The following is an 11,454-nucleotide window of genomic DNA, read 5'->3' as shown; positions in this document are numbered from 1 at the left end:
ATGAAAGATGCTTCGTACAGTCTTGATATACTGAGCATTAACAAACAAACACCTTTGATTTCAAACAACTAGCTTGCAGGGTGTTGAAAAAACTAAAGGAGTATTATCTTCAGACACAAAACTTTAAAATATTTTACTAAACAAGATATTTGCATCCGAAAATCAGAATTGTTACCTTTGTATATATTAAGAACGAGGAGGAACTTATGAGTAATATTTTGATTGTGATTGGACTGGCTATCCTTTTTGTAGGATTGGCTTTTGCCGGTCTTGCCGTAAAAAGTTTTTTCAAAAAAGACGCAACGCTGAGAACCTGTAGTGGCGGTTCATGTGGATGTCATTCGTCTGCTGACAGCTGTCAGACAGAAGTTCCCAGGTAGTTTTAAAGTAGTCAATAGTGTCAAAAACGTCTTCTAAAAGGGATTTCATCCCTTAAACACTGATCTGCTTTTTTTCTTGATACAAAAAAGCAGGAAAAAAAATCAAGGCTTTGGCAGCTTTCACTCTAAAAACAGCCTTGTTTTTTGGCTCACCTGCCAAAGTCGGGCATAAACAAGACTTGCAGCAGCTTAAAGATATGTATTTTGGACAGGTTTTTAAAGTAGAGAGAAAATTAATATTTGTCTCACGATAGAAGGAGTGGAAGTTTTCCGGATTATTCAGTAGCGTATTTGTCAAATCCTTTTGTTCGGGAAACTTTCATTCCTTCTTTTGTACTGAAAATGAAGCATCCTTCCATTTCGGGATGTTTTTCCATTAATTCCATGCTTTTTTCAACCCCCAAAACCATACAAGCTGTAGCGTATGCATCGGCAGTCATGCAGTCATTGGCAATAATGGATGCGCTCAGAAGCGAGTGATCTACAGGCATCCCTGAAACAGGATCGATGGTATGGGCATATTTTTTACCTGTATTTTTGTCAATATAAAATTGTCGGTAATTTCCGCTTGTCGCCAATGCTTTTCCCGATAGTTCAATAATAAACTGAAGTTCCCGATTTGATGCAATTGGGTCATCAAAGGGTTTATCAATCCCGATTCGCCATAGTTCTCCTTTGACATTAAGTCCCTCACAGACGATTTCACCGCCTATTTCCACTAAAAAGTTTTGGCATCCATGCCGGGCCAGTATTTGTGCTGCCACATCCACTCCGTAGCCTTTGGCAATGGCAGATGCATCCAGCATAACCCCTTTGCGGTGCTTCAGAATTGAATCGTTCTTGAGTTCCAGATAATTCATCCCGACCAGTTGCGTTAAGGAATCAATTAAGGAAGAGGTTATATCCTGTTTGTTGGTAAACCCAAACCCCCAGGCGTTGACAAGTGGTGCGATGGTCATGTCGAACGCGCCATCGGTGGCAATATTTATCTCTTTGGCTGCCAGATAAACCTTTCGGAAATGTGGGTCTGTTTTTGTGCCGGAATCTGACTGATTGAGCATCGAAATGACTGAAGTGCTGTCGTAGGTCGAAAGGGACTTATTCACGGAGTCAAGAGCCTGCATTACATCTTTGTGGAGATCTGTCCCGTCGGGGCTTTCATAAACCAAATGATAGTAGGTGCCAAATACCTGTCCCTGATTCTTCACCCAGGAGGCTTTTGAAGTACAGGAGCTAAATATCAGTATTGTTGCGCCAACCAGTGTCAGCATTAATGTGGAAATTTTCATTTGTTCAGCGTCTTGTTTATTCGGTGAGGGATGATCGCCGGTGTTTGTTGAATTTCGTTTGCTTGTCGGATGATACAAAAGTATAACTATTCCCGGTTAATTTTTTTATCAGTAACAATTAATAAAAAATCACTTCCCCGGCCATCCGCCCAGGGTTTGTATTCCATGGCCGCGGTTACTTTATCTTCCCCAATGTACTTTAGTTTTCCGCTTCGTGGATTAAACCAATAACTGAACACCGTTTCGGATTGTATTCCGGAGGTATTTAGGGAAAACGGTTTTCCGGTTGGCGTATAGGCTAAAATAAAATCTTTGGCTTTACTAACTGAAGCAATAATATATGAATCATCCTCTTTGTTCTCACTCACAATTAATGCAGGCTCATAAACCATGTTTTGCCAGGAAAACATTTCAAAAAGTTCTTTAAGATACTTCATGTGCATAGATCCCGGCAGGCTGAGCGAGGTCTTCCAACCGGTGCGAGCCTGTAAAACGGGGTCTCTATTTATTTCATACATCTGCCAGATGTCGTTACATCCGTAGGCATATCCGGCAGCACCGGTTAGCATACTCCAATAGGCAGAAACTCTCACGTCGGCATCGTCTAACCAACCATGATCTTTATTTTCCCAAAATCTGTCTTCGATATTCTCATATCTTGCCTCACCATTAATTACTGGTTTCAACGGTGCTTTTTTTCTTGCTTTAAGCACATAATGGTACTCCTTCGCGTGTCGGCTGTGGCCGCTTTGAAACATATCTAAATCGAGCCAATCTTCGTTAAAGAAATCGATGGCGTTTTTTGCTCCACTGGGATGGTAAGTTATCAGGTGAATTGAATCGACACTTTGAATGCCTTTCGCCATGGAGCGAATGATGTCGGATTGTTCCTGATTTTCCGGGACACGGTCACCACCCAATATCCAAATAATGTTGTTGCAGGACAAATATCTTTTTGCGAGTTTCTGGCCGTAAACAGCAGCATTTTCTTTATCGAAAATTACAGGGCCAACGCCCCATCCTTTGTTAAACTTATCTCCCCATGTAGGCAAAAGCCCAACATATAAACCAAGCTCTTCAGCTTTTTTTATTGTATAATCCACCAGTTCAAAATAGGCTGGATTTAGTTTTTCCGGGTCGTTATTGATTAAGGGCTTTTCACCGTAAGCATTGGGGGTATTTAATCCGTTCAGTTCGGCCAGAATAACCGTTTGTATAACCGTAAATCCTTTGTCGGCTCTATCGGAAAGGTATATATCAATCTCTTCCTTGCTTAACCGATGAATTAATTCCCAGGCAGTACCTCCTAACCAAAGAAATGGCTCATCATCTTCGGTAACAATGTATGGTTTGTTCTCAGAGACTTTTAACAGAGGGAGTTCCTGTCCGCTTGATTTGACTTGTAAAAAGATTCCCAGAATTAAGATAATTAAAGTCCTTTTCATGTGCCTGATTATTCGATTTCTGATTTAGTGATTGCGGGTATTTCGGCCGATTATTTTTTGGTTTGTCCGTAAATCCAAACATGATTTTAAAAAATCTACGACACCTTCGACGTCAATTTTTACTTGGATAGGAGTGAATAATTCTATAGAATACTCATTTTTTGGCTGAAAATACATCCATAAAATAATCATAAAAAAAACCCCGTCCATAATGGCGGGGCTTTTTTTATGGATTATGATCCGAAATCGTCAAATGCAATCATTTCGTCGGGAACACCCAGGTCGTATAACATTTTGTTGACCGCGGCATTCATCATCGGAGGTCCGCACAGATAGTATTCAATCTCTTCCGGTTCATCATGTTTACTCAGATACTCTTCGAAGATCACTGAGTGAATGAATCCGGTTGAACCTTCCCAATTGTCTTCCGGCAGTGGCTCGGAAAGAGCAATGGTAAAGTCAAAGTTATCGAAACTATTCTCTATTTCGCGGAAATCCTCTTCATAGAAAATCTCTCGTTTAGAACGTGCACCATACCAGAACGTAGCTTTACGATCGGTTTTTTCCGTATGGAAAAGGTGGAAAATATGAGAACGCATGGGCGCCATTCCTGCACCACCACCGATAAACATCATCTCGCGCTTGGTGTCCTTGATAAAGAATTCACCGTAAGGTCCGGAGATGGTTACTTTATCGCCGGGTTTGCGTGAGAAAATAAAGGATGAACAAATTCCGGGGTTAATTTTTTGGAATCCGCCGTTAACCCTGTCGAAAGGAGGGGTGGCAATACGAATGTTTAACATTATGATGTTGTTCTCAGCGGGATGGTTGGCCATAGAATACGCACGAAATGTTGGCTCCGGGTTTTTCATTTTCAGGTCAAACATGTTGAATTTCTCCCAGTCTCCCCGGAAATCTTCGTCCACTTCAATGTCTTTGAAATCAACCTCAATTTTGGGGACGTCAATCTGGATGTATCCGCCCGATTTGAAATCCAGCGTTTCTCCTTCAGGCAGCTGTACAACAAACTCCTTGATGAAGGTGGCCACGTTGTGGTTTGAGACCACAGTACATTCCCACTTCTGAATACCCAGAATCTCCTGTGGGATTTCCATCTTAATGTTGTCTTTAACTTTTACCTGACAAGCCAAACGCCAGTCATCTGCCTGCTCTTTGCGCGTAAAATAACCGGTTTCGGTGGGCAAAATGGAGCCTGCACCATCGTGTACCTGGCAACGGCACATAGCGCATGTTCCTCCACCTCCACAAGCTGAGGGTAGAAATATTTTGTTGTTGCCCAATGCCGTAAGAAGGGTCTGACCACTTTCTACTTCCAGTTCTTTCTCACCCTCGTTGATATCAAGGGTTACCTTGCCTGATGGTGTCAGCTTTTTCTTGGCATAAAGCAGTATCGAAACCAGCAGGATGATAACAGTCAGAAAGACAACAGCGCTGGTTATGATTACCGGGATTGAAATTGTTAATATATTCATTTTCGAGAGCTCTTTTTAAAGTTGAATACCCATGAAACTCATAAATGCGATACCCATCAGTCCTGTGATGATAAAGGTGATCCCCAGACCACGCAGCGGAGCTGGAACGTCGGAATATTTAATTTTTTCACGGATGGCAGCAATACCTACGATTGCTAGTAGCCAGCCGATGCCTGACCCAAGTCCGAATACGGAGGCTTCACCAATATTGGCATAGTCGCGTTCCTGCATGAAAAGTGAACCTCCAAGGATGGCACAGTTTACCGCAATCAACGGCAGAAAGATACCCAGAGAGGTATAGAGTGTTGGCGCGAATTTTTCTACAATCATCTCAACCAGCTGAACCATGGAGGCGATAACGGCAATAAACATGATAAAGCTGAGGAAACTTAGGTTGATATCTTCAAAACCTTCGCCCAGCCAGGCCAGTGCGCCTTCTTTCAATACGTAGTTTTCCAGCAGGTAGTTGGCCGGAACGGTGATGCCCAGCACAAATACAACTGCCACCCCAAGTCCAAATGAGGTTTTTACGGTTTTGGATACCGCAAGATAAGAACACATACCCAGGAAATAGGCAAAAATCATGTTCTCTATGAAAATGGACTTAACAAATATGTTTAGCAGATTTTCCATTGCTCTGTGATTATTTGTTGTTTCTTGTTTTTAGATTTCGATTCCCGAAATCCATATTGTCTCTTGCTTTTTGAAAAGGATTGCTTAGCTGATATCAACCAAATCCTTATTCCTGGAACGCTGTACCCAGATGATAATCCCAACCGTAATCAGTGCCATGGGAGGCAAAATCATCAGTCCGTTGTCCACATATCCCCATTCATAAACAATGTCGGGGACAATCTGAACCTCTCCAATTCCCGGAAAGGTGAGATTGCCCGTTCCGAAAAGTTCACGAACAAAACCAACAATTACCAGAATGAGACCGTAGCCAGCTCCATTGCCAATACCATCGAGGACAGCAGGCCAGGGTTTGTTTCCCAAAGCAAAAGCTTCGAGGCGTCCCATGATGATGCAGTTGGTAATAATCAATCCTACAAATACCGAAAGCTGCTTGCTAACTTCATAAGCAAAGGCTTTCAGGAGTTGGTCCACCAGGATCACCAAAAATGCCACTACCGTCAACTGAACAATGATTCTTATTCGGGACGGGATGGTGTTTCGCAAAAGCGATATGATAAGGTTTGAAAAAACAAGCACAAATATCACCGAGAGTGACATCACGATGGAAGGTTCAAGTTTTGCCGTCACCGCAAGCGCCGAACAAATTCCCAGTACCTGCACTGTTATTGGGTTTTGTGAGCCGAGTGGTCCGGTTATAAGTTTCAGGTTCTTCGATGAGAACAAAGGTTCTTTCTCACTACTCATGGTTCTCTCTTTTTATTTTTTTAAAAATGCTTCGTAGCCGTTAAAGTAATCTTTCAGCATGGCATCCAGGCCCTGACTGGTAATGGTTCCACCCGAAATGGCATCCACTCCGTGAGAAGCGTCGTCGGGTACTCCGCCTTTTACAACATTAACCGAGACCAGTTCGCCATCTTCAAAGATGGTTTTGCCCTTGAATTGTTGCTGAAAAGCATCAGTGGATATTTCGGCTCCCAAACCCGGGGTTTCCCCTTTGTGGTCGAATGTGGCACCAAAAATGGTGTTCTTGTCCTCGTTTAGGGCAACATAACCCCATATAGGTCCCCAAAGGCCCTTCCCACGGACGGGAAGTATGTATTTTACTTCGCCGTTTTCGAGATGGCACTCAAAAACCGGATATTGTCTTTCCGAAAGGGGTTTTCTGACCTCCTTGCCCAGGTCGATATTGAAAGCCGCTTGTGCGCTAACATCCTGGCGATTCCCCTCAAAGTTTACGATATAGACATTCTCTCCAATGTACTCTTTAAACTTATCCGAAACATTTGAGGTGGTGCTTTCTATGCCTACCGATTTCAAAATGTCTATCATTTTGGCCTCTTCTTCATTCTTCTTCTGAATGGGATTGAGTGCCTCGGCAACAAACGCAAGTACCGTAGCCACTACAATTACCATTATCGAAGCATAAAGAAAAGTATATTTATTTCCTTGTCTGTCCATTTTATCAATTGTTATGCGTTTACACTTGCTCTTTTCAGACGTCGTTTTATATTGCTCTCTACCACAAAATGGTCAATCAGCGGTGCAAATGTATTCATCAGCAGGATGGCCAGCATTACTCCCTCGGGGTAAGCCGGGTTAAATACCCTGATCATGATACTCAGAACGCCGATGAGAAAACCATAAATGTATTTTCCCCGGACCGTTCGGGTGGCTGAAACCGGATCGGTGGCCATAAATACGGCACCAAAGGCAAAACCGCCAAGAACCATGTGATGAAGGGCAGGAATCTGCATCAACGGGGTAGAACCGATGGCGTTAAAACCAAGGGCCATCAGAAAACCGCCTGCAAAAACAGAAAGCATAATGCGCCAGCTTCCAATTCCGGTATAAATCAGTATGATTGCACCAATTAGAATGGCCAGTGTGGATGTTTCTCCAATGGAACCGGGAATAACGCCCAGAAAACTATCCATAATGGAAAACTTGTCCACATTGCCGGATGTTACAGCAGCTCCTAACGCAGTAGCACCGGAGTATCCGTCAACGATGCCTTCTCCGCTTGTGAGTCCGCTTATCCATATAGTGTCTCCCGACATGTGAGCCGGATAGGCAAAAAACAGAAATGCTCTGGCCAGAAGTGCGGGGTTCCAGATGTTCATTCCAGTACCACCAAAAACTTCCTTGCCGATGACAACTGCAAAGGCTGTTGCTACGGCAACCATCCACAAGGGGATGTCAACAGGTAACACCAATGGAATCAGCATTCCGGAAACCAAAAAGCCCTCATTGACCTCATGACCACGCAATTGCGCAAAAAGAAACTCAATGGCCAATCCAGTTCCATAAGAAACTATGATGATGGGGAATACCTTTAAAAAGCCGTGTAGCACCATGGGCCAGAAATCAGCCTCCTGGCCGGTAGCCATAAAATGTTGATAACCTGCATTCCAGATGCCAAAGAGGAGCGCTGGAACCAATGCAAGCACAACTATTGCCATGGTACGCTTCATGTCCATAGCATCGCGCACATGCACCCCGTTTTTGTTGGTTGTGTTGGGAACAAACAACAGGGTTTCGAATGCATCGAATGTGGAGTGCAATTTTTCAAACTTCCCGCCTTTTTCAAAGTGGGGTTTGATATTATCTATAAAATTCCGTAATGCCTTCATTCGAAAGTATTTGTTTTGTGTTATGAAGCCGGGAGTCTGTTATCCCAGTTCCTTAATCATTAAATCTATTCCGTCGCGAAGAATTTTCTGTAAATTCATTTTCGAGGTACATACGAATTCGCACAAAGCAACATCTTCCTCAGCCAGTTCGTAAATTCCCAGTTGCTCCATTTTGTCAATGTCTTCAACCAGAATGGCTTTAAACAGCTGCTCGGCCATTATGTCCATGGGCAAAACCTTCTCGTATTCGCCTGAAACTACAATGGCTCGTTTGCCGCCATGCATATTGGCATTCAAACGGTACTCTTTTTTCGGACACATCCAACTGAAAAATGAACGGGAAATGCTGTATTTACCGAACCCAGGAGCAGCCCATCCCATAAATTCGTACTCGTCTCCTTCGGGAATGGCCGTAAACTGGGAGTGATAAAAACCCAGATAACCGTCGTCACTGATTTGAGAACCGGTGAGCACGTTGCCACTGATGAGTCGAATGTTCTCGGAAGTGTTTAAGTTATTTTTAATATAAGGCGAAATAGCGGCACCCAGAATGGTATGAAAATAGACAGGTTTTTTTATTTCAGAGCCGGCAACCACAATGGTTCTTTCAAAATCGGGTTTTCCGGTGGTGAATAATTTTCCGATGGCTGCAACTTCCTGAGGCTGTAAGGTCCAAATGAGGTCCCCTTTGTTAAGGGGCATTACCTGACCTATCTGAATACCCACATTACCTGCCGGATGAGGACCGTTGAAGCGATGAATGTTAACGCCTTTGGTGTTGTTGTAAACTTTCGAAGCAGCCTCGTCATTGATGCCAATATGAACCTGTTCTGCCAGTTTGTTAAGGATGTCAACACCGGCTTGAAATTCTTTCTCTTTACCGGTCAGAATGAAATCGTAGTCGGGTGCAAGGGGAGCGGAGTCAAACCCGGAAATAAAGATGGCTTTCGGGGTATCGTCGATGCGTGCAATGATGTCGTAGGGTCGCTGACGCAGATAGGGCCATGCGCCGGCTTCCAACAGCCTTTTTACTACAGCATCACGTCCAAGTCCGGCGATATCTGATGTTCCAAAATCGAGGCTTTCGTTATTGCCATCTGATTTTATAACTACTTCCAGAATTTTACGGCGCTCACCACGAATCACGGCTTTCAGTTCACCGCTCACGGGCGAAACAAACTTCACGTCGGGCTGATACTTGTCGTAAAAAAGTACCGAGCCAGCCTTTACTTTCTCGCCTTCCTTGATTACCATCTTTGGCACCACCCCTTGAAAGTCGGTGGGTTTAATGGCAAACAAATCGGGTAGTTGGGCCTGGCCAAAAACATTATCTGCTTTGCCTTTGAGCCGAATGTCCAACCCTTTTTTTATTTTGATTACCTCAGACATGTTTGAAAAACGGTTTTTGAATTTGTCTGCAAAAATAGTTAAATTTATTACTTTAGAGCATTTTTATGGGCATTGAAACCACTTCAAAATGAGCTTTTATTTATTTTTCACATTGAGCAAACAAGTTCTACGGACTTTTGGTTCTTTTTGTTTGCGTAAAATTTTCTTTATTTCCTTTTTGGTTTTCAATTTTTTGTTGTCCACATCCTTGTTGTCACAGGTTTCTCGCGATTTTTACAATCCGGAAAAAATTTCTGATAATATAAAGACCGTCCTCTTTCATCGCAACGGATGGCCAATGTCATATCCTGTTATCGGACTTGGAACGGGCCAGAAATTGTTTCTGTCGTTTGATGAGTTGGGTACAGAAATAAAAAATTACTACTATTCCGTCGAAAGGTGTGATAAAAACTGGGAGCCCTCAGCTCTGATGCGTACAGAATATTCCAGAGGCGATCAGATGGTTCCCATAGAAAACTACAGGCGCTCCTTTAATACGACCTTCGATTATGTGCATTACGAATTGGTTTTTCCAAATGAAAACCTTGAAATTCTCTTATCGGGCAATTATTTACTTAAAGTTTATGATGGTTTCAAACGTGAGAATCCCATCCTGTCAAAACGATTTATGGTGAATGAACAGCGGGTCTCTGTTGAGGCAGACATAAAATACACTATGCAATCCTCCGGTAGAGATAATTATCAGGAGATTGATTTCGTGGTGAATTATCCCGGATTAAGTATTATGGATCCGGCCACCGAAGTGTCGGTTACGCTCATGCAAAATGGACGGACCGATAATGCAATTACTAATATTCCTCCACTTTTTTTTGGCAACGATCGGATGGATTTTAATTACAATCGCGAAGTGATAATGGAAGGGGGAAATGAATTCCGATGGGTGGATTTTCGAAGCCTGCGGTTTCAGTCGGATCATATTTCGGATATTAATTTTTATGACCCTTTTTATCATGCGGATGTTTTTACCGACCAACCGAATGGTGATAGTCCCTACTTTTATCACAAAGATTTTAATGGACGGTATTATATTGAGGTTCAGGAACAACAAGGTCCTGAGGTTTCTGCAGATTATGTTTTTGTCCATTTTTCACTCAATTGGATGCCCCCTGTTGGCGGTCGGCAAGTGTATGTGACAGGGGGGCTGACCAACTGGTTGCTGACTCCCCAAAACAAAATGAAATATGATTTTGAGAAGGAACTTTACACCCACACCCTGCTGTTGAAACAGGGATACTACAATTATCAGTACCTCGTTGTGGAGGAGGACGAGGAGAAAGGTTCGGTTTTGCCGGTTGAGGGTAGTTTTGGGCGTACAGAAAATGACTATCTGATATTGGTTTATTTCAGACCTGCCGGGGGACGATATGACCGGTTGGTGGGTGTAGAAGTGGTAAATTCTGTGAATCCATGATTTCAGGCGTCGTAATATCCGCTGTTTTTGAAACGCCCATAGCCGTAACCATAACCGTAGCGATTGGCTGGACTGTATCCGGTCAGTATTTTAACGTCGTTTACCAATAGCCCTGTTTTTTTAATTCTCCCCGATTCTACCATGTGATTGATGAAAGTCAAGGCTTGTTTTTTTGAATAGCCCTGCCTTAGGATGAATAAATTGAGGTCTGCTTCCTCGGTAACCAGTAAGGTGTCTGCGACTAAGGCCAAAGGCGGAGTGTCGAGGATTATCAAATCAAATTGCCTGCGCATTTCTTTCAGGAAGCGACTCATTTCTTCGCTTTGTAATAATTCAGCCGGATTGGGAGGAATAGGACCCGAAGGAATGACAAAAAGTCCAGGAAGTCTTGATTCTACAAGGGTATCTTCCGTTTTCTCGGTGCCGATTAGTATGTTGCTCAAGCCTTTGGCGTTGTTGATGTTGAATTCGGTATGTGTCTGGGGTTTGCGTAAATCCATACCGACTACCAGAACTCTTTTTCCTGTTAGCGCAAAGATGGCACCAAGATTGGCCGAGCAAAAGGATTTCCCTTCTCCCGAAATAGAGGAAGTAATGGCCATAACTGAATTTTGGGCATTCTTGCCAAGCATAAAATCTATGTTGGTTCGCAGCGCCCTGAATGATTCCGTCAGGGGTGACCTGGGGAATTCCAGCACAGGAAGTTTTTTTTCGGCCCGATAATGTTCAATGTGCGCTGAAACAGGTATGGAAGTGTAGT

Annotated in this window: 11 protein-coding genes; 2 read left to right on the top strand and 9 right to left on the bottom strand. The window is 43.1% G+C overall.

The features are described from left to right. Positions 1 to 149 precede the first annotated feature (149 nt). Positions 150 to 380, top strand: coding sequence for a hypothetical protein (locus QZZ43_RS12945; protein ID WP_291860041.1), 231 nt, complete (start codon positions 150 to 152; stop codon positions 378 to 380). A 275-nt stretch (positions 381 to 655) separates the two neighbouring features. Here QZZ43_RS12945 and QZZ43_RS12940 read toward each other — a convergent pair whose 3' ends face one another. From QZZ43_RS12940 to QZZ43_RS12905, 8 genes are all read right to left on the bottom strand, one after another. Next, positions 656 to 1,669 carry an FAD:protein FMN transferase gene (locus tag QZZ43_RS12940; protein WP_291860040.1) on the bottom strand — a complete coding sequence of 338 codons (1,014 nt, stop codon included), beginning with the start codon at positions 1,667 to 1,669 and terminating at the stop codon, positions 656 to 658. 86 nt (positions 1,670 to 1,755) lie between these two features. Next, on the bottom strand, positions 1,756 to 3,114 hold the full coding sequence (locus tag QZZ43_RS12935; RefSeq protein WP_291860037.1) for a glycoside hydrolase family 140 protein: 1,359 nt from the start codon (positions 3,112 to 3,114) through the stop codon (positions 1,756 to 1,758). Positions 3,115 to 3,347: 233 nt separating this feature from the next. After that, the gene (gene nqrF, locus QZZ43_RS12930) at positions 3,348 to 4,607 is read right to left on the bottom strand and encodes an NADH:ubiquinone reductase (Na(+)-transporting) subunit F (protein ID WP_291860032.1); all 1,260 of its coding nucleotides are present in this window, start codon (positions 4,605 to 4,607) and stop codon (positions 3,348 to 3,350) included. Between the two features lie 15 nt (positions 4,608 to 4,622). Beyond that, entirely contained in the window at positions 4,623 to 5,240 is a 618-nt protein-coding gene (nqrE, locus tag QZZ43_RS12925; protein ID WP_291860030.1) for an NADH:ubiquinone reductase (Na(+)-transporting) subunit E, read from the bottom strand. A gap of 84 nt (positions 5,241 to 5,324) precedes the next feature. After that, complete coding sequence (locus tag QZZ43_RS12920) at positions 5,325 to 5,987, bottom strand: NADH:ubiquinone reductase (Na(+)-transporting) subunit D (protein ID WP_291860028.1); 663 nt, start codon at positions 5,985 to 5,987, stop codon at positions 5,325 to 5,327. A gap of 12 nt (positions 5,988 to 5,999) precedes the next feature. Next, a complete protein-coding gene (gene nqrC, locus QZZ43_RS12915; RefSeq protein WP_291860025.1) occupies positions 6,000 to 6,701 on the bottom strand; it encodes an NADH:ubiquinone reductase (Na(+)-transporting) subunit C in 702 nt (233 codons plus the stop codon). 11 nt (positions 6,702 to 6,712) lie between these two features. After that, complete coding sequence (locus QZZ43_RS12910; protein ID WP_291860023.1) at positions 6,713 to 7,873, bottom strand: NADH:ubiquinone reductase (Na(+)-transporting) subunit B; 1,161 nt, start codon at positions 7,871 to 7,873, stop codon at positions 6,713 to 6,715. 39 nt (positions 7,874 to 7,912) lie between these two features. Next, positions 7,913 to 9,262, bottom strand: a complete 1,350-nt coding sequence (locus QZZ43_RS12905; protein ID WP_291860021.1) for a Na(+)-translocating NADH-quinone reductase subunit A — start codon at positions 9,260 to 9,262, stop codon at positions 7,913 to 7,915. An 88-nt stretch (positions 9,263 to 9,350) separates the two neighbouring features. On the opposite strand from QZZ43_RS12905, the gene QZZ43_RS12900 reads away from it, so the two are divergent. Continuing rightward, positions 9,351 to 10,694, top strand: coding sequence for a type IX secretion system plug protein domain-containing protein (locus QZZ43_RS12900; protein WP_291860019.1), 1,344 nt, complete (start codon positions 9,351 to 9,353; stop codon positions 10,692 to 10,694). 2 nt (positions 10,695 to 10,696) lie between these two features. Here the strand turns inward: QZZ43_RS12900 and QZZ43_RS12895 are convergent. Further along, a partial coding sequence (locus tag QZZ43_RS12895; protein WP_291860015.1) for a CpsD/CapB family tyrosine-protein kinase occupies positions 10,697 to 11,454 on the bottom strand: 758 nt, incomplete at its 5' end.

Source organism: Marinilabilia sp., assembly GCF_016278715.1.
Lineage (GTDB): Bacteria > Bacteroidota > Bacteroidia > Bacteroidales > Marinilabiliaceae > Marinilabilia.
The sequence above is the reverse complement of the archived record's forward strand: the minus strand, read 5'-3'. Positions and strand labels throughout refer to the sequence as shown.

Bases quoted from the DNA above. Each gene is read 5' to 3' on its own strand.
- QZZ43_RS12920 (WP_291860028.1), bottom strand. From the start codon at position 5,987: ATGAGTAGTGAGAAAGAACCTTTGTTCTCATCGAAGAACCTGAAACTT.
- nqrC (WP_291860025.1), bottom strand. From the start codon at position 6,701: ATGGACAGACAAGGAAATAAATATACTTTTCTTTATGCTTCGATAATG.
- QZZ43_RS12905 (WP_291860021.1), bottom strand. From the start codon at position 9,262: ATGTCTGAGGTAATCAAAATAAAAAAAGGGTTGGACATTCGGCTCAAA.
- nqrF (WP_291860032.1), bottom strand. From the start codon at position 4,607: ATGAATATATTAACAATTTCAATCCCGGTAATCATAACCAGCGCTGTT.
- QZZ43_RS12940 (WP_291860040.1), bottom strand. From the start codon at position 1,669: ATGAAAATTTCCACATTAATGCTGACACTGGTTGGCGCAACAATACTG.
- nqrE (WP_291860030.1), bottom strand. From the start codon at position 5,240: ATGGAAAATCTGCTAAACATATTTGTTAAGTCCATTTTCATAGAGAAC.
- QZZ43_RS12900 (WP_291860019.1), top strand. From the start codon at position 9,351: ATGAGCTTTTATTTATTTTTCACATTGAGCAAACAAGTTCTACGGACT.
- QZZ43_RS12935 (WP_291860037.1), bottom strand. From the start codon at position 3,114: ATGAAAAGGACTTTAATTATCTTAATTCTGGGAATCTTTTTACAAGTC.
- QZZ43_RS12910 (WP_291860023.1), bottom strand. From the start codon at position 7,873: ATGAAGGCATTACGGAATTTTATAGATAATATCAAACCCCACTTTGAA.